This is a genomic window from Pseudomonas sp. (assembly GCF_030147005.1).
Taxonomy (GTDB): Bacteria; Pseudomonadota; Gammaproteobacteria; order Pseudomonadales; family Pseudomonadaceae; genus Aquipseudomonas.
The window spans coordinates 1-19,012 of record NZ_JASLAW010000246.1; the positions used below are offsets into that span (position 1 = coordinate 1).

Here is a 19,012-nt window from a genome sequence, read left to right on the forward strand (position 1 = left end):
GCGACCTGTGGCGAGGGAGCTTGCTCCCGTTGGGGCGCGAAGCGGCCCCAAAAATGGGACTGCTACGCAGTCCAGCGGGAGCAAGCTCCCTCGCCACAGGGACCGGTTCTGTCTTAACTGACTGGCATTAGGGCTTGCCCCTCCAGCATTTGCTTTCAGCGTCCCTGCGAGTTTTGTGTGTCGAAAGTGTTCGCAGCACAAAATTTTCACATCCCATCCAAGACAATTCGCCCGCTTTGTTCCTCTGCCAAGGCTCTATCCTCTGGTGTCCTAAAGGCAAGGCGACGGCGCACGTTCAGTAATTTATAGCGTTGATGCCGTTGATCGGGCACCATTTGCCCCGCCGCGTTAACTGCCCACCCCCGGCCAGCCTGGGCGAGGGGCGGACGCCACTGCATTATTTCGCAACTTCAACTTCCAATGGGTCCTAAAACGACATGGCAAACCCGGACGCCCTGAATCAGCAGCGAGCTTCAAATCGCCTGCTGCAACCGACCGTCAAATCCCATCTGGCGTACACGCTGCTCTGCGCACTGGTCATGATGGTGATGTTCTCCCTGCTGCGCCTGGCGTTGCTGGTCTACAACCGCGAGATGATCCTCGACACACCGGCCTCGACCTTCCTGGAAGCGTTCGCCAACGGCCTGCGCCTGGATATCCGCCTGGTGATGTACCTGCTGATCCCGCTGCTGCTGGCCTTGTTCAGCGTACGGGCCATGGCGGCGCGTGGGTTTTTCCGGTTGTGGCTGACTGTCGCGTCCAGCATTGCGCTGTTCCTGGGCCTGATGGAGATGGACTTCTACCGTGAGTTCCACCAGCGCCTTAACGGCCTGGTCTTCCAGTACGTAAAGGAAGACCCGAAAACCGTGGTGAGCATGCTCTGGTACGGCTTCCCGGTCGTGCGGTATCTGCTGGCCTGGGCCGTGGGCACGCTGATCCTGAGCATGGCCTTCAAAGGCGCCGACCGCGCAACGCGCCCGCGTGGCCCGTTCAGCGGCGGCAGCATTGGTACGCGCCAGGTGGCGCCGTGGTACAGCCGCATTGCGGTGTTCGTGGTGTGCCTGCTGGTCGCCGTGGTCGCCATCCGTGGCACCCTGCGCCAGGGCCCGCCGTTGCGTTGGGGCGATGTGTACACCACCGATTCGAACTTCGCCAACCAGTTGGGCCTTAATGGCACGCTGTCGCTGATCGGCGCGGCCAAGGCGCGCTTCTCCGAAGATCGTTCCAATGTCTGGAAAGCGACTCTGGAGCAACCGCTGGCCACCCAGACCGTGCGTGACATGCTGGTACTGCCGAGCGAAAAACTGGTGGATACCGACAGCGCCGCCGTGCGCCGTGATTTCACGCCGCCGGCCGAGAAGACCCTGCCGATCAAGAACGTGGTGGTGATCCTGATGGAGAGCTTCGCCGGTCACTCGGTGGGCGCTTTGGGTCGTCCTGGCAATATCACGCCGTACTTCGACAAATTGTCCAAGGAAGGCTTGCTGTTCGATCGCTTCTTCTCCAACGGCACCCACACCCACCAGGGCATGTTCGCCACCATGGCGTGCTTTCCGAACCTGCCGGGCTTCGAATACCTGATGCAGACTCCCGAGGGCAGCCACAAGCTGTCGGGCCTGCCGCAGTTGCTGAGCGCGCGTGATTTCGACGATGTGTATGTCTACAACGGCGACTTCGCCTGGGACAACCAGTCGGGCTTCTTCAGCAACCAGGGCATGACCAACTTCATCGGCCGCAACGACTTCGTCGACCCGGTGTTCTCCGACCCGACCTGGGGTGTGTCCGACCAGGACATGTTCAGCCGTGGCCTGGAAGAACTGAAGGCCCGCGAAGGCGGCAAGCCGTTCTACGCATTGCTGCAAACCCTGTCCAACCACACGCCGTACGCGTTGCCGACGCCATTGCCGGTTGAGAAAGTCACCGACCGTGGCAGCCTCAACGAGCATTTGACGGCCATGCGCTACTCGGACTGGGCGTTGGGCCAGTTCTTCGAGAAGGCCCGCAAGGAGCCGTATTTCAAGGAAACCCTGTTCGTGGTGGTGGGTGACCACGGCTTCGGTAACGAGCAGCAGATCACCGAGATGGACTTGGGCCGTTTCAACGTGCCGATGCTGATGATTGCACCGGGCATGCAGGAAAAGTTCGGCGAGCGTGACCACACCGTGGGCACTCAGGTGGATATCGTACCGACCATCATGGGCCGCCTCGGCGGTGACACCCTGCACCAGTGCTGGGGCCGTGACCTGCTCAACCTGCCGGAAGGCGACAAGGGCTTCGGCGTGATCAAGCCATCGGGCAGCGACCAGACGGTGGCGCTGCTCACGGCGGATCGCGTGCTGGTCTTGCCCAAGGAAATGCCGCCCAAGCTGTGGCAATACGAACTGGGCGCCAACCCGACCGGCAAGGTGATCGCAGAATCGCCGGACGAGGCGGCGTTGAAGCAGAAACTCGAATCGTTCCTGCAAACCGCCACCAAGAGCCTGTTGGATAACACCGCAGGCGTCGTAGACGGTAAACCGGACTAAAAACCGGGCAATAAAAAAGAGGCCTCAATGAGGCCTCTTTTTTTTATCGGTGCAAACGCTGGTTATATTTTGCCGAGTAACAACAGCACCAGCAGAACCACCAGCACTACACCCAGGATGCCCGACGGGCCATAACCCCAGTTACGCGAGTGCGGGAACACCGGCAGGCCACCGACCAGCAACAGAATCAGGATAATGATCAGAATGAGGCTCATGGTTTTATTCCTTATAGGCCTTCTGTAAAGACCGGTTATGCAGCGGGAGTCTCGTCCACACGTTTATGGACGGCTTACCCACTACGACTGTGCCTCATCACCAATAATTCCGTATTTTTTTAAAGCATTTCGCTTGCCTACTTATTTCTTTTAACGCCTGCGCAAATACATCAACTTAGTTGAAAAAAAATGAACTTAGGCTATAGGCACGAATCGGACCGAGCCTGCGGTTTGCCTGGGGCATTCATCACTCTGATGGTGCGTGGGTGGCGCAAAAACCTTCGCTACACTGCCGGTCACTTCTCTCGTGACCACAAGGCTACTTCCTATGCAAAACCGCATGATGATTACTGGCGCCGGGTCCGGCCTGGGTCGTGAAATCGCGCTGCGCTGGGCCCGTGAAGGTTGGCGGCTGGCCTTGTCGGATGTCAGCGAGCCCGGCTTGCAGGAAACCCTCAAGTACGTGCGCCAGGCCGGTGGCGACGGGTTCATCCAGCGCTGCGATGTGCGGGACTACAGCCAGCTCACCGCGTTCGCGCAGGCGTGCGAAGTAAAGTTCGGCGGCATCGATGTGATCGTCAATAACGCCGGCGTGGCCTCCGGTGGTTTCTTTGCCGAGCTGTCTCTCGAAGATTGGGACTGGCAGATCGCAATCAACCTGATGGGCGTCGTCAAGGGCTGCAAAGCGTTCCTGCCGCTGTTGGAACAGAGCAAGGGCCGCATCATCAACATCGCCTCGATGGCCGCGCTGATGCAGGGGCCGGCGATGAGCAACTACAACGTGGCCAAGGCCGGTGTGGTGGCGCTGTCGGAAAGCCTGCTGGTGGAACTCAAACAGCAGGAAATCGGTGTGCACGTGGTATGCCCGTCGTTTTTCCAGACCAATCTGCTCGATTCATTCCGCGGGCCGACCCCGGCAATGAAGGCTCAAGTGGGCAAATTGCTTGAGAGTTCGCCGATCTCGGCAACGGATATCGCCGACTACATTTACCAGCGCGTGGCCGAGGGCGAGTTCATGATCCTGCCCCATGAACAGGGGCGGATGGCGTGGGCGCTCAAACAGAAAAACCCACAGCTGCTGTATGACGAAATGACGCTGATGGCCGACAAGATGCGCGCCAAGGCGCAGGCTATTAAGGGCTGATCGGGGTGCGGTCTGTCAGGTAAGTTACCTATGCATGTAGGTTGCGCCTGATTTGACCGCAAGCCATTGCCGGTGGCGCGTCAAACAAGCATGGTCAGTGGCCCGCACACTGGAAAAGGATAACCGCCATGCTGGTCTTGAGCCGCGCCATAGGCAAAACCATCTCTATCGGCGATGACATCACTCTGCACATTCTTGAAGTCAGCGCACACCACGTGAAGTTCGGTATTGAAGCACCGGCAGCGGTCAGCGTGCATCGCGCCGAGGTCTACCGCAAAATCCAGGAGCGTCAGGCCGCCGCGACGCGTCCGTTGCCGGCACCCAATCCCTAACAAGCGCCTTGAGTGTCGACGTCAGTCAAACAGATGCTTGGGCACGTCGTGTTTGAGCATCAATTGGCATTGTTCGCTTTCCGGATCGAACACGATCAGGGCCTGGCCCTTGGTCAGCGCCTGGCGTACGCGCAAAACACGGGTTTCCAGCGGTGTGTCGTCGCCGTTGTCGGTGCCGTCGCGGGTGACGAAATCTTCGATGAGGCGGGTCAGGGTGTCGACTTCAAGCGCGTCGTAGGGAATCAGCATACAAGCCTCGGGTGTCAGGTCCCTGCGATGCTACTGTGCCGGGACCGTTGTTACCAGTATCAGGTGTTGCCGGCGTCAGCCTTATGGCCGACCAGGCTGTCCACCGACGGCACGCGGGTATCGCTCTCCATTTGCGTCTCATGTTCGATCTGATGGCTGAAGCGATCGAGAGAGCCCTGGGCCGGTTGCGCGTCACTGGCGAATACCGGTGGGCTGAGGATGTACGCGCCCAGCAGGCGGCTAAGGGCCGCGAGGCTGTCGATATGGGTGCGCTCGTAACCGTGGGTGGCGTCGCAGCCGAACGCCAGCAGGGCGGTGCGAATGTCATGCCCGGCGGTCACCGCCGAATGGGCATCGCTGAAGTAATAGCGGAACAGGTCGCGGCGCACCGGCAGGTCGTTATCCGACGCCAGGCGCAGCAAATGCCGTGACAGATGATAATCATACGGCCCACCGGAATCCTGCATCGCCACGCTCACCGCGTGTTCGCTGGAATGCTGGCCGGGGGCGACCGGGGCGATATCGATACCGACGAACTCGCTGACATCCCAGGGCAGCGCAGCGGCCGCGCCACTGCCGGTTTCCTCGGTAATGGTGAACAGCGGATGGCAGTCGATCAGCAGCGGTTCACCGCTGTCGATGATCGCCTTGAGTGCGGCGAGCAGGGCGGCGACGCCGGCTTTGTCATCCAGGTGGCGCGCGCTGATGTGACCGCTTTCGGTGAACTCCGGCAGGGGATCGAACGCTACGTAGTCACCGATGCTGACCCCCAGGGAATCGCAATCGGCACGGGTCGCGCAGTAGGCGTCCAGGCGCAATTCCACATGGTCCCAGCTCACCGGCATTTCATCCACGGCGGTGTTGAACGCGTGCCCGGAGGCCATCAATGGCAACACGCTGCCGCGAATCACGCCGTTGTCGGTGAACAGGCTGACGCGGCTGCCTTCGGCAAAACGGCTCGACCAGCAGCCGACCGGCGCCAGGGTCAAACGGCCGTTGTCCTTGATTGCGCGCACGGCGGCGCCGATGGTGTCCAGGTGCGCGGAAACGGCACGGTCAGGGCTGTTTTTCTGGCCCTTGAGGGTGGCGCGAATCGTGCCGCGCCGAGTCATTTCAAACGGGATGCCGAGTTCTTCCAGGCGTTCGGCGACGTAGCGCACGATGGTGTCGGTAAACCCGGTGGGGCTGGGAATGGCGAGCATTTCCAGCAGGACTTTTTGCAGGTAGGCGAGGTCGGGTTCTGGGATGGTTCGGGTCATAAAGACTCCTGATCAGATAAGCGCGTTTTTGTGGAGAGGGTGCTGCTCCCGCTGGGCTGCGAAGCAGCCCCAAGCAATTCACCCCGTTCTTCCAGTTAAGGCGCGATGGCATGTTCAGGACTGCCGCGCAGCCCAGCGGGAGCAAGCTCCCGCGCCACAGGTTATTGAGCGGCCGGCTGACTGTGTGGAAACAACAAATCCACAAATTTCTCAGCGGTAGGTTGCGGTTCATGATTGGCCAGGCCGGCCCGCTCGTTGGCTTCGATGAACACGTATTCGGGTTGATCCGCCGCGGGCACCATCAGGTCCAGGCCGACCATCGGGATATCCAGGGCCCGGGCGGCGCGCACGGCGGCGTCCACCAGCGTCGGATGCAAAATCGCCGTGACATCCTCCAGGCAGCCGCCGGTATGCAGGTTGGCGGTGCGGCGCACGGCCAATTGCACGCCGCGCGGCAGGATGCTGTTGTAGTCATACCCGGCGGCTTTCAGGGTGCGCTCGGTTTCGGCGTCCAGGGGGATTTTGCTCTCGCCATCGGTGGCGGCCTGGCGGCGCCGGCTCTGGGCTTCGATCAAGGTGCGAATCGAATGCTGACCGTCACCTACCACTTCAGCCGGGCGGCGAATCGCGGCGGCGACCACTTCAAAGCCGATCACCAGGATGCGCAGGTCCAGGCCTTCGTGGAAGCTCTCGAGCAGCACCCGGCTGTCAAACTGGCGCGCCGCTTCAATCGCCTGCTGCACATCCTCGATGGTTTGCAGATCCACCGCCACGCCTTGGCCCTGCTCGCCATCCAGCGGCTTGACCACGATGCGTTGGTGTTCGTCGAGAAATTCCAGGTTGTCATCGGCGCTGCCTGCCAGCTGTTGCGCAGGCAGCTTCAAACCGGCGGCTTTGAGTACCTTGTGGGTCAGGCTCTTGTCCTGGCACAGGGTCATGCTGATGGCGCTGGTCAGGTCACTCAGCGACTCGCGGCAACGCACGCGGCGCCCGCCGTGGCTGAGGGTGAACAGGCCGGCATCGGCATCGTCCACATGCACATCGATACCGCGTCGATGGGCTTCCTCAACGATGATCCGAGCGTAGGGATTGAACCCCGCCTGTGGCCCAGGGCCAAGGAACAGCGGCTGGTTGATGCCGTTCTTGTGCTTGATCGCAAAGGTGGTCAATGCGCGAAAACCGAGCTTGGCGTAGAGGTTTTTGGCCTGGCGATTATCGTGCAGCACCGACAGGTCCAGGTAGCTCAAGCCACGGCTCATGAAGTGTTCCACCAGATGGCGCACCAGCACTTCCCCCACGCCTGGGCGGGTGCATTGCGGGTCCACTGCCAGGCACCACAGGCTGCAACCGTTTTCCGGGTCGCGAAAGGCTTTCTGGTGGTTCAGGCCCATCACGCTGCCGATCACCGCGCCGCTGTCTTCATCCTCCGCCAGCCAATACACCGGGCCGCCCAGATGACGGGGGGTGAGGCGTTCGGCATCGACGGGCAGCATGCCGCGCCCCTGATACAGCAGGTTCACCGCGTGCCAATCGGCTTCGCTTTGCACCCGACGGATACGAAAGCCGCGAAACACCCGAGTGGAAGGGCGGTAATCGCTGAACCACAGGCGCAGGGTGTCGGAGGGGTCGAGGAACAACTGCTGCGGATCGATCCCCAGGATCTGCTGGGGCGCGGCTACATACAAGGCAATATCGCGCTCGCCGGGATGCTCGTTGAGCAACTCCTGGGCGAGGCTGGCGGGGTCGGGGAAGGTATGCCCGATCAGCAAACGGCCCCAGCCGCAATGCACGGCAATCGGCTCGGGGCCTTGGGCGCTGCCGTCTTCGGCAAGCCGGGCCTGCAGGCGCTCGTAGGTCGGCGCCTGGCCTTTGAGCAAGCGTTGGCTATACGCCGCGGCGTTAGGTTTCATGGATCAGATTCCTTGTTCGCTGAGCCACAGGTTCAGCGCCGCCAGTTGCCACAGCTTGGAGCCGCGCAACGGGGTCAATTGGCCCTGTGGGTCGGTCAGCAAGCGGTCAAGCATGGCGGGGTTGAACAGGCCACGGTCCTGGCTGGGGTCCAGCAGCAGCTCGCGCACCCAGTTCAAGGTGTCGCCCTGTAAATGCTTGAGGCCTGGCACCGGGAAGTAGCCTTTCTTGCGGTCGATGACTTCGCTGGGGATCACGCGGCGCGCGGCCTCCTTGAGCACCTGTTTGCCGCCGTCGGGCAACTTGAACTTGCCCGGCACGCGGGCCGACAGTTCCACCAGGCGGTAGTCGAGAAACGGCGTACGTGCTTCCAGGCCCCAGGCCATGGTCATGTTGTCGACGCGTTTGACCGGGTCGTCCACCAGCATCACCGTACTGTCCAGGCGCAGCGCCTTGTCCACCGCAGCGTCCGCGCCCGGCATCGCAAAGTGCTCGCGCACGAAGTCGCCGGCGGCGTCGTTGGCGGTCAGCCATTTCGGTGCGACGGTGGCGGCGTAGTCGTCGTAGCTGCGGTCGAAGAATGCATCACGGTACGCCGCATACGGGTCGCTGGCGCCGTCCACTTGCGGGTACCAGTGGTAACCGGCGAACAGTTCGTCGGCGCCCTGGCCGCTTTGCACCACCTTGCAATGCTTGGCCACTTCCCGCGAGAGCAGGTAGAAGGCGATGCAGTCATGGCTGACCATCGGCTCGCTCATGGCGCGGAAGGCCGCCGGCAGTTGCTCGATGATCTCGCTCTCGGCGATGCGCAGTTGGTGATGACGGGTGCCGTAGTGCTTGGCGATCAAATCCGAATACTGGAACTCGTCGCCGCGCTCGCCGCCGGCGTCTTCAAAACCGATGGAGAAGGTCGACAAGTCCTCGACGCCCACTTCGCGCAGCAGGCCGACGAGCATGCTCGAATCGACGCCGCCGGAGAGCAGCACGCCGACGTCAACGGCCGCACGCTGGCGGATGGCCACGGCTTCGCGGGTGCTGTCGAGTACGCGGTCGGTCCAGTCTTCCAGGGTCAGGTTTTTTTCATCGTCACGGGGGCCGTAGGGCAGGGTCCACCAGGTTTTCTGTTCGATCTTGCCGTTCGCGTCGATGCGCATCCAGCTCGCCGGCGGCAGCTTTTCGATGCCCGCCAACAGCGTGCGCGGTGCAGGCACCACCGCGTGAAAATTCAGGTAATGGTTGAGCGCCACCGGATCCAGGATCGGGTTGATATCGCCACCCTTGAGCAACGCCGGCAACGCCGAGGCGAAGCGCAGGCGCTGGCCGGTGCGCGACAGGTACAGCGGCTTGACGCCCAGACGGTCGCGGGCAATGAACAGACGCTGGGCATCGCGCTCCCAGATGGCGAAGGCAAACATGCCGTTGAGCTTGGGCAGCAGCGCTTCGCCCCAGGCGTGATAGCCCTTGAGCAGCACTTCGGTGTCGCCGCCGGAATAGAAGGCGTAGCCCAAGGCTTCGAGTTCGGTGCGCAGTTCCGGGAAGTTATAGATCGCACCGTTGAACGCCAGGGACAGCCCCAGTTGGGCGTCGACCATCGGTTGAGCGGAGCCGTCCGACAGGTCCATGATTTTCAGGCGCCGGTGGCCGAGGGCAATCGGCCCCTGGGCATGGAAACCCCAGGCGTCGGGTCCACGAGGGGCGAGGTGATGGGTGATTCGTTCCACTGCCGCCAAGTCGGCAGGTTGATGATCAAAGCGTAACTCGCCAGCTAATCCACACATATTGCATAGGGCCTTGTATTGGCTGGACCCAGGCGTATCTACCGCGATTCAGGTACCCATTTTGGACCGTTTTGCGGTAAATCCAGCGTTTCAAACTCGGCGAATTCGCTCGAAGCATTGATCCACTTGGCATCGGTTGGAAGCAGCACCTGGACACTCTGCCCAAGCTGAGCGGCAATGAACGCTGGATTCACTCCCGGCATCAGGCACGTCGTTGCATCGGTGTGTCTGGTGTCGTGCATCCGGCGAAAGCGACTGCCACTCTTGCGCAACGCTGACAACCAATAACGCTTAGCTCCAGTTTCGGCTCGGGTGTGTAGCTCTGATCTGGCACCCGAACCGTCCGGCGCGAAAACGTAATCAGAGCGCGCCGCCGTAAGTAGTCTGGATTTTTCGAGGCCTGTAGCGCTTGATCGTTCAATAAAACTTCCCGCGACACCTTCGCTCAGTGCTCTTCCTGGTCTTGCCGTACAGCCTGATACGCCCGCCACAAATAGCCTCGTCAGCGTGCGGCGGGTTTTTTTGCCGCTCGTCGAAGCGGTAGCACTTTTTGTCGATGCAGTTCCTCTGAGATGTATGCGCATCCCTGCGCTACTGACGAGGAGGTGATTTATGGTGGAAGACAACAACGGTCCCGCAGCGCCATACCCAGGGCCAAAAAAGGAAGTGCCTGACGCCGCAGAGGGTCACGACTCCGGTCTGGATCAAGCTGAGTCTGAGCCCAAGCAGGGCACTGGCGAGAAGCCAGAGGATTGGAATCCCCCGCCTGGTAACCCTGGCTCCGACCAGGATGCTCAGACTGAGCGCGGGAACGGCGGCGCGAAGTAAGATTCGACGCGCGCATGCAACCTGACAGAGCCCGGCCACAGCGCCGGGTTTTTTATTGCCCGAGGTACCGTGGCCGGGTACGCGAAAAATTCGATTTACCCTTGTTTTTAGAGCTGTCGGTTATAAGCGGCCGGCGCGATGACGCACGCGCGACGCAGTAGCGGATGGGGTGTTAGTTAAATGGCGGATGCATGCAAGTTGTTAATGAGAGCGTGCGGTGACTGATTGATTAATGCGTTTTTAGCAAAAACGTTATCGCGGTTAACTGGTCGTCTCCACGTTAACGAATGGAATAAGTCCATGGTGCAAGGAATCACACCCGCTGTTAAATCACCCAGTTCGCGAGAAATGCTGGCCCTGTTGCTGGAAGCGACCGGGGATCTGGACAAGGCCGAGGTATTGAATGAAAAGTTACCGCCGTGGGCGCTGAGGGCCTCTCCCGAACTGATCAAATCCTTTGCGGCGGCGGCCGATGAAGCGTTGTTGCTTGAAGGCAGCGTGCAGGCGTATTTGAGCGATCTGAAGGATGTGGAAGGGTTCTGCCGCGAACAATTGCGAAAGGCGCTGGCGGCGGAGTTCGGAGAAGGACTGGACGTCGACAAAGACCTTTTCTGGATGCCGCAGTTTGACCGTATCGAAATCGGCCCCCCTCTTTACCGCACCTTCAGCGGCCCGGCCCGCTGGGTAAGCCACTCACTGCTGCACGCGGCGATGCAGAATTTTACCGAAGCCGAGCAGCAGGTCAGCGCGTTTGGTATGCCCGAGCAGGCCTGGATAAGCACGCAAGCCAAGGTAAAACCCACGGCCATTGCCTTTGCCGCACGTTGCCGCTCGCTCGACCTGGGCAAGCGCTATCAGCAGCACTTGCTTGAGGTGTTCAAGCCCAGCCAGCCGGCCGGTGCCAGTAATGTCGAGCAGGACATCAAGCGCCTGAAGGCTGCGGTGTTCAAAGTGGACATCGCCATCACCCGGATGAAAGGCCTGATCAGCGAGCACGCTTATGAAATGCTGCACACTTTTTTGCGGCGCGGGGCGACCACCCAAAGCGGCGATATTGTTTATAACGGTGAGCCATTGGTTATCCAGGGGCTGGATGTTGACCAGGCTTGCCTATGGGGTGTGGTGGTGTTTTCAAGGGGCTCGGTTGAAAAATACCCCACCCGTCAATGTATCGTTTACATGCCCGGTGAGTCCGCTCGCTGCCTTTACGAATATGCGACGTTCACCGAATTTCAGCTATACCTCGCCATTCAATTGAAGACGCCCGCCTACCGGAAGCGCTTCACGTGTTACATCGACGAAGCCAGTCGCCTGGCGTTCTTCCAGGCACTGGATGAGCAAGCACCGCTTGGCGTGTTCAAGCAGCGACCTATCACCAACGACTTTTTGAGTTTTCAATTCCAGAGCCTGTTGGGAAAACTGCAACTGGACAGCCGGATCCTGGCGGTGCCGACCGCCGATGTGGATGCGCTGGAGCGCGAGAAGCGCATCGCGGGTTACCTGGACTTTGGGCTGAACATTGCCAATATCGGCGCGATGTTTATTCCGGTGCTGGGGGAGCTGATGATGGGCGTGGCTATCGGCCAAATGCTCGGCGAGGTGTACGACGGTGTCGAAGACTGGCGCGCCGGGAACAAGCGTCAAGCCATGTCGCACCTGGGCAACGTGTTGCTCAATGTCGCCGTGATGGCGGCGTTTGCGGCAGGCACAAAGGCATTCACCGCACGTATGCAGCAGACCGCGGTGGCTGATCTGGACGGCTTCGAAGCCGTCGAATCCGCGGGTTCACGGCGCCTTTGGCGGCGCGATCTCAAGCCATACCGACAACCCTTGGAGATCGAGGGCATACCCAGCAAAGACGGTATTTATCGGATCGATGGCAAGCGCTACCTGAGCCACCATGGCTATGGGGTGGAGATCGATTTCGATAAGGAGGCCGGGCATTGGCGCATTCTGCACCCGACCCGCGAACACGCGTTCACCCCGCCCTTGGAAATGAACGCCGAAGGCGGCTGGCGGCACCTTTATGAAAGGCCCGACGAGTGGGCCAGCACCAGCTATGTCCTGTCACGCATCGCGCCTGATTTGCGAACCCTGGGCAACGACAGGTTAAGGGAGGTTGAGGAAATTACCGGTTCGCCTTTGTCACGCTTGCAGTACTGGGCGCAGGAAGGACAACCGGTCTCCATGCGTTTCAGGGATCAGGCTGAACGGTTCAGGCTCGAGCAGCGTATTCGCGACGTCATCTGGGCTCTGGATAACGGTGAGCACGCCACCCTCGAGCATCCGGACATCCTGCTGCATGCACTGCCCAAACTCCCGGAATGGCCGCGCCAGATGTTTTTGGAGTTGCTCGATGAACAGGGTTCGGTCGTGGCTTCCTACCCTCGGCAACCGAGCTTTGCGGCCGGCCACGTCAGCCTGCGCGTGAGCCGCGCCGAGCTGCGTCGCGAGGGCGCGCTTGGCGCTGTCATTGCCGCCATCGGCGATAAAGAGCGCGAGCAACTGCTCAGCGGCACCCTCCCGTCGGACGGTGAGCCGGTGCAGCGCCTGGCCCGTCTCGTGGGGGACTGGATGAGCACGCACCCCGCGCAACTGTTCGAGGCGCTGTATAAGGTTTACGACCACCCCACCGAGCCGGTGCTCGAGTTGTTCAAGGAGCGCTTCCCACAGCTGCCGGTCAGGGCCGCGCAGCAACTGATCGACCAGGCCAGCAGCGTTGAACGCATGCGCCTGTTCAGTGACGGGCGCATCTCTTTGCGCCTGGCACAGCGGGCGCGGGAAACGATGGAGCACGTGCGCGTCGACCGCGCCTGCGCCGAGCTGTTTCTGCCGGGCAGGGGGTTGTCCAGTGACCGGTTGGCGACCCTTGAATTGCTTGAGCGCATGCCTGGCTGGCCGCAGGACTTCACCCTTGAACTGCGCGAGAACAGTATGCTCGGGCCCTTGCTTGAGCGGGTGGGCCCGGCTGACGCCAATACGCGCAGGATTGTGGTTCGCAATAACGGCCTGCATGAAGCGTTCGATGCCAAGGGGCTAAGCCTGGGCCAGGCGTCGAAGGCCCCGGAAAGCCTGTATACCGCCTGCCTGCATGCGTTGTCGGAGCGTCATTTGCAGGCCGTGGGGCTTTTGCCCAGCGACAGAAACAACGGTTTCATGTTGCGCTTCAAATATTATGAACAGGCCACCAAGGATCGTCCGGCAATGCTGCGCCTGCTCAAAGGCAAGCCACTGGACCCCGAACCGACGATACCGTGCGTGGAGGCCAGCGCCATGGAGGCGGGCGCCGGCAAGGCTCATCCGAGTGCACTGGCGCGCAAGGTGCGCAAGTTGTTCCCGTTAATGAGCGAGGGTCAGATCGGCCGCTTTCTGGATGAGCAGGGTGCGACTCACCTGGCCCGCGCCGAATCGATCAAGGCCCTTGAAAAACAGCTCGGCACGCTGCGGGCGACACTCAAAAGCTGGAAGCTGGCCACCCGCGGCATGACCCACGAGTTGTTCACCAGTCGTACGCAGGTGGCCGACGAAATCGAAAACGCCTGGCGACGCCTGACCTTTGTGGTCGGCAAGGGCGGGCGCAGCGTTCCAGGCTTGAAGCTGCACGGGATGCGCGTAGGGACCTTGCCGATCTTTCCCCCCGAGGTCCACTTCGATCATCTGCGCGAGCTGGCCCTGACTCAAATGGACCTGGACGACACCGTGGTTTTTTTCCTCAAGTCGTTCAAACAGCTCGAGTCGGTGGACCTGGCGCGCAACAGGATTTCCCGGCTGCCCGAAATGCTCTCGCATCTGCCCAGGCTCAAGCGCCTGATCATGTCGTTCAACCGACTGAACCTGACCGACTACACCTTGAAAAAGCTTGCCGCCATGCACGGCCTGACCACCCTGGATTTGAGCGAGAACCCACTGGGCGGTACGCCGGATGTGCGCGGCATGTCGAAGCTGGTCAATTTGAAACTGCGTGACGCCGGCTTGCGCGAGCTGCCCGAGGGCCTGGAAAAATTGACCGAACTTGACTATGCGGACCTGCGCGCAAATGCCATCAGGCAATTGCCGAGCGCCTTGTTCGAGCGCCATCCGAATTTCAACAAAGTCATTAATCTGCGGCTCAACCCGCTGTCGTCGGACAGCGAGGAAAAAGTCACGGCGTATCGCGACAGGACCGGTGTCGGCATGGGCTACATCGACGATGACATAGCGATCATGAACGAGTTCAAGGCGCGCGAATTATGGTTGCCGCGTCAATCGACAAGCAAAGAGGCGATCTGGACCGGCATCAAAGATGAGCCGGAGGCCGAACCGTTGTTCCATCTCCTGGCGGAACTGGGGGACACCGCCGATGCCGAGCGTGTTCGCGAAGACCAGAAACGCCGCGTATGGGACGTGCTGGAAGCGGCCCACGACGACGCTGAATTGCGTCACCGGTTGTACGCCGAAGCGGGTGACCCGAGAAACTGTGACGACTCCGCCGCCGTCCGCTTCAGTAGCCTTGAGGTGGACGTCGCGGTGCACAGGGCCACGCTCGACAGTGAACGCGGCGCCACGTCGGCGCAGCTGCTTGCCGTGGGCCGCGGCGTGTTCCGTCTGGACCAGCTCGAAGACCTGGTCAAGGAACACAGTGCGGCCAACCCCTTGTATGACCCGGCTGAAGTCAGCCTGGCTTATCGCACCGGCCTGGTCGAGCGTTTCAGCTTGCCCGGCCAGCCACGGCACATGCGTTTCGAAAGCCTCAGCGGCGTGACCCAAACGGACCTGGATCGGGCCGCGACACGCCTGCGAAACGCCGAAATGTCTCCGGCCCTTCTGGATGACCTGGTAAGGCGCGGGTTTTGGGTTTCGCATTTGCGGCGTGGGTATTCCGACAGGTTCGAAGTGATGAATCGACCGTTTCACGCCGAGCAAAACACAGTGCTTGAACGATCGAAGTCGATGACCGACGCTGAATTTCAGCGCCAGTTGATCGAGATTCGCCAGCGCCAGCAAACCAGTGAAACCGAACTGCTCAAACAGCTGACCCAACAGGAAATGAAGTCAGTGGACCTGAGCTGTCGCCTGCCCCGGCCCTGAAGGTTCAGGGCAGGTTGCGCACCAGGCGGCGCAGCGCAAACCGGTTGGGGTGGCAGGCCTGGGCGACACTGGCGGGCAGCGGCAGGGGTTCGTCGTTGAGCCAGGCCGCCACCAGTTCCCCGCACAAGGGCGCGGTGATCAGGCCGCGTGAACCATGGCCGGTGTTGATATACAGGCCGTCCAGCCAGGGGCAGGGGATGTTCGGCACTTGGCGGGCGTCTTTGCGCAACACGGCATAGGCTTCGGCGAATGCCTGGCTGTGCGCCAGCGGGCCGACGATCGGCAGGTAGTCCGGGCTGGTGCAACGAAACGCGGCGCGGCCCTGCATTTGCTCCGGGGGCCGTTGCGCGGCCTCCAGGCGCTGCAGCAGGTCGACGCTGATGTCGCTGAGCATGCGCAGGTTGCCCGCGTGTTCCTCGGGGGTGGGGGTTAGGTCATCGCGGGTGAAGTCGAAGCTGGCGCCGAGGGTGTGCTCACCCAGGCGTGCCGGGGCAATATAGCCTTCGCTGCACACCACCGTGGCCAGGGCCTGGCTGGCCGGGGTTTGCGGCAAGCAGGTGATCTGGCCGCGAATGCGCTTGAGGGGCAACTCGGCGCTGGCGGCAAAACGGGTGACATCGGCAGCCCCGGCCAGCACCACCACCGGCGCGTCGGCCAGCAGGCGTTCACCGGCATGCGCTTGCCACTGCCCATTGATGCGCTGAAGGTCAAGGGCCTCGCGGTGCGTCAGCACCTCGATCAACGGGTGGTTCGCTTGCCACTGGCACAGTGCGGGTGGATGCACCCAGCCACCCTGGGGGAAATACAGCCCGCCCTGTTCCACGGCGACCCCTGCGATGCGCTGGGCCTGGGCCTGGTCCACCAAGTGCAGCAGCTCCGGTGCAAAGGCGCCGGCGAGGACAGCCTGGCGCTGCGCCTCCTTGGCGTTGAACGCCAGTTGCAGCACGCCGCATCCGTCCCAGTCGACGCCTCGGTGCAAGTGTTCGAGCAGGCGCCGGGTGTGCCCGAAACCACTGACGATCAGCTGCGACAATGCAGTGCCGTGGGCCGAGAGCTTGAGGTACAGCACGCCTTGCGGATTGCCGGAGGCTTCCTGGGCCAGGGCGTCATGGCGTTCCAGCAGCGTCACGCGCCAACCTCTGGCCGCGAGGCTGGCCGCCGTGGCGCAACCGGCCAGCCCGCCACCGATGACCATGGCGTGGCGTTCGCCGTAGTGAGGCGCCGGCCGCGCAAACCACGGCGCGCCGGCGTTCGGCGCCGGCAGTTGCTCGGGCCAGCCGATAAACTCGCCGCGCAGGATCTCCCATTTGTGGCCGATGCCCGGCGTGCGTTTCATCTTGAAACCGGCGGCGTTGATCAGTCGGCGCACCCAGCCGGTGCTGGTGAAGGTGCTGATGGTCGCGCCCGGTGCCGCCAGCCGCGCCAGTTCGGCGAACAGCTCGGCGGTCCACATGTCGGGGTTTTTCGCGGGGGCGAAACCGTCGAGAAACCACGCGTCGATGCGTGCGTCCAGCTGCGGCAGTTGCTCCAGCGCGTCGCCGATCAACAACGTGAGGGTCACGCGGCCGGCGTCCAGCACCAGGCGTTGAAAGCCTTGATGGATCGCGATGTACTGCGCCAGCAACTGATCGGCCAACGGCGCGAGTTCCGGCCACAGGCTCAGGGCGCGTTGCAGGTCGGCGGGGCTCAACGGGTACTTTTCCACACTGACAAAATGCAGGCGTGCGCCCGCCACCGCCTGTTGCTCGAACAGTTGCCAGGTACACAAGAAATTCAGCCCGGTGCCAAAGCCGGTTTCGCCGATCACCAGTTTGCCGTCGGCGGGAAGGGCGGCGAAACGCTCGCGCAAGCGGTTCTGTTCAAGAAACACGTAGCGGGTTTCTTCAAGACCGGACTTGTCGGAGAAGTACACATCGTCGAACACCCGCGAGTGCGGGCGGCCTTGGTCATCCCAGTCGAGCTGGGCATGCGATACGGGGTTCATGGGCGGCTCATCGAAATAGAAGCAGGCAAAGGCAAGCGGCCATTCTAGCCGATCAACCCGCTTTGAATTGACCCATGGCAAGTGCGCATGGAATTTCTCCCCGCGCAATGGTGCCCAATCCGCTAGTCTTGATCCCTCTTGAAACGGAGCTGCCCATGTTCGAATCCGCCGAAATCGGTCACGCCATCGACAAAGACACCTACGACGCCGAGTTGCCGGCGCTGCGCGAAGCCTTGCTTGAAGCGCAGTACGAGCTGCAACAGCAAAAGCGAATGCCGGTGATCATCCTGATCAACGGCATTGAAGGCGCGGGTAAAGGTGAAACCGTCAAGCTGCTCAATGAGTGGATGGACCCGCGCCTGATCGAGGTGCGCACCTTCGACCAGCAGACCGACGAAGAACTGGCTCGCCCACCGGCCTGGCGTTACTGGCGCCAGCTTCCCGCAAAAGGCCGCATGGGAATTTTCTTCGGCAACTGGTACAGCCAGATGCTCCAGGCACGGGTGCATGGCGAGATCAAGGACGCGCGGCTCGACCAGGCCATCGCCGGGGCCGAACGCCTGGAAAAGATGTTGTGCGATGAAGGCGCACTCATCTTCAAGTTCTGGTTTCACCTCTCCAAAAAGCAGATGAAGGCGCGGCTCAAGGCCCTGGCCGACGACCCATTGCACAGCTGGCGCATCAGCCCGCTGGATTGGCAACAGTCCAAAACCTACGACAAGTTTGTGCATTTCGGCGAGCGCGTGCTGCGCCGCACCAGCCGTGATTACGCGCCCTGGCATGTGATCGAAGGCGTGGATGCCCATTACCGTGGGCTGACCGTGGGCAAGATCCTGCTGGACGGTCTGCAAAATGCCCTGAAAACGCCCCAGGGCAAAGCCAGCGGCGCGAACCCGGCACCGCTGCCGCCGGCGGTGGATCAGATGAGCCTGCTCAACAGCCTCGACATGACCTTGCGCCTGGACAAGGACGATTACGAAGAACAGCTGATCACCGAACAGGCGCGGTTTTCCGGCCTGATGCGCGACAAACGCATGCGCAAGCACGCGCTGGTCACGGTGTTTGAAGGCAACGATGCGGCAGGCAAGGGCGGGGCGATCCGGCGCGTGGCTGCCGCCCTCGATCCGCGCCAATACCATATCGTGCCGATTGCCGCGCCCACCGAAGACGAACGCGCCCAGCCTTACCTGTGGCGGTTCTGGCAAAAGATTCCGGCGCGGGGCAAGTTCACGGTGTTCGATCGCTCGTGGTACGGCCGCGTGCTGGTGGAACGCATTGAAGGCTTCTGCACCCCCACCGACTGGATGCGCGCCTATGGCGAGATCAACGACTTTGAAGAGCAACTGAGCGACGCGGGCGTGATCGTGGTCAAGTTCTGGCTGGCCATCGACAAACAGACGCAACTCGAACGTTTCCAGGCGCGCGAAGAAATCCCCTTCAAACGCTTCAAAATCACCGAAGACGACTGGCGCAACCGCGAGAAGTGGGACGACTACCGCGCCGCCGTGGGCGATATGGTCGACCGCACCAGCACCGAAGTGGCGCCCTGGACGTTGGTGGAAGCCAACGACAAGCGCTGGGCCCGGGTCAAGGTGCTGCGCACGATCAACCTGGCCCTGGAAGGCGCGTTTGCCAGGTCCGACAAGCACGCTAAAAAGCACAAACGTTGACCGCCTCCCCCTGTGAGAAGGGGGGAGGGTGGGCGCCATGGTTTTGCATAGGC

At 61.6% G+C, this 19,012-nt stretch carries 12 protein-coding genes; 5 read left to right on the plus strand and 7 right to left on the minus strand.

Translation table 11 applies throughout. The features are described from left to right. The first annotated feature begins 437 nt into the window (after positions 1-437). Complete coding sequence (locus Q1V60_RS22950; protein ID WP_300635106.1) at positions 438-2,525, plus strand: LTA synthase family protein; 2,088 nt, start codon at positions 438-440, stop codon at positions 2,523-2,525. Positions 2,526-2,587: 62 nt separating this feature from the next. Here the strand turns inward: Q1V60_RS22950 and Q1V60_RS22955 are convergent, their stop codons facing one another. Further along, positions 2,588-2,740, minus strand: a complete 153-nt coding sequence (locus Q1V60_RS22955; RefSeq protein WP_003192767.1) for a DUF3309 family protein — start codon at positions 2,738-2,740, stop codon at positions 2,588-2,590. Between the two features lie 328 nt (positions 2,741-3,068). On the opposite strand from Q1V60_RS22955, the gene Q1V60_RS22960 reads away from it, so the two are divergent. After that, a complete protein-coding gene (locus Q1V60_RS22960) occupies positions 3,069-3,884 on the plus strand; it encodes an SDR family oxidoreductase (RefSeq protein WP_300635109.1) in 816 nt (271 codons plus the stop codon). Positions 3,885-4,012: 128 nt separating this feature from the next. Continuing rightward, complete coding sequence (gene csrA / locus Q1V60_RS22965; protein ID WP_300635111.1) at positions 4,013-4,216, plus strand: carbon storage regulator CsrA; 204 nt, start codon at positions 4,013-4,015, stop codon at positions 4,214-4,216. A 21-nt stretch (positions 4,217-4,237) separates the two neighbouring features. On the opposite strand, the gene Q1V60_RS22970 is transcribed toward csrA, so the two are convergent. The 5 genes from Q1V60_RS22970 to Q1V60_RS22990 form a co-directional block, all read right to left on the minus strand. Then, entirely contained in the window at positions 4,238-4,465 is a 228-nt protein-coding gene (locus Q1V60_RS22970) for a YheU family protein (RefSeq protein ID WP_003192759.1), read from the minus strand. 59 nt (positions 4,466-4,524) lie between these two features. Then, positions 4,525-5,724 carry an osmoprotectant NAGGN system M42 family peptidase gene (locus tag Q1V60_RS22975; protein ID WP_300635114.1) on the minus strand — a complete coding sequence of 400 codons (1,200 nt, stop codon included), beginning with the start codon at positions 5,722-5,724 and terminating at the stop codon, positions 4,525-4,527. Positions 5,725-5,885: 161 nt separating this feature from the next. After that, positions 5,886-7,634 (minus strand): N-acetylglutaminylglutamine synthetase, encoded by a 1,749-nt coding sequence (gene ngg, locus Q1V60_RS22980; RefSeq protein ID WP_300635116.1) that lies wholly within the window; start codon positions 7,632-7,634, stop codon positions 5,886-5,888. 3 nt (positions 7,635-7,637) lie between these two features. Further along, positions 7,638-9,410 carry an N-acetylglutaminylglutamine amidotransferase gene (locus Q1V60_RS22985; protein ID WP_300635118.1) on the minus strand — a complete coding sequence of 591 codons (1,773 nt, stop codon included), beginning with the start codon at positions 9,408-9,410 and terminating at the stop codon, positions 7,638-7,640. A gap of 38 nt (positions 9,411-9,448) precedes the next feature. Continuing rightward, complete coding sequence (locus Q1V60_RS22990) at positions 9,449-9,994, minus strand: hypothetical protein (protein ID WP_300635120.1); 546 nt, start codon at positions 9,992-9,994, stop codon at positions 9,449-9,451. A gap of 544 nt (positions 9,995-10,538) precedes the next feature. Between Q1V60_RS22990 and Q1V60_RS22995 the strand changes: the two genes are divergently transcribed. Beyond that, positions 10,539-15,305, plus strand: a complete 4,767-nt coding sequence (locus tag Q1V60_RS22995; protein WP_300635122.1) for an NEL-type E3 ubiquitin ligase domain-containing protein — start codon at positions 10,539-10,541, stop codon at positions 15,303-15,305. Positions 15,306-15,309: 4 nt separating this feature from the next. Here Q1V60_RS22995 and mnmC read toward each other — a convergent pair whose 3' ends face one another. Further along, positions 15,310-17,289 carry a bifunctional tRNA (5-methylaminomethyl-2-thiouridine)(34)-methyltransferase MnmD/FAD-dependent 5-carboxymethylaminomethyl-2-thiouridine(34) oxidoreductase MnmC gene (mnmC, locus tag Q1V60_RS23000; RefSeq protein ID WP_300635124.1) on the minus strand — a complete coding sequence of 660 codons (1,980 nt, stop codon included), beginning with the start codon at positions 17,287-17,289 and terminating at the stop codon, positions 15,310-15,312. A gap of 155 nt (positions 17,290-17,444) precedes the next feature. On the opposite strand from mnmC, the gene pap reads away from it, so the two are divergent. Next, entirely contained in the window at positions 17,445-18,959 is a 1,515-nt protein-coding gene (gene pap, locus Q1V60_RS23005) for a polyphosphate:AMP phosphotransferase (protein WP_300635125.1), read from the plus strand. Positions 18,960-19,012: the final 53 nt, after the last annotated feature.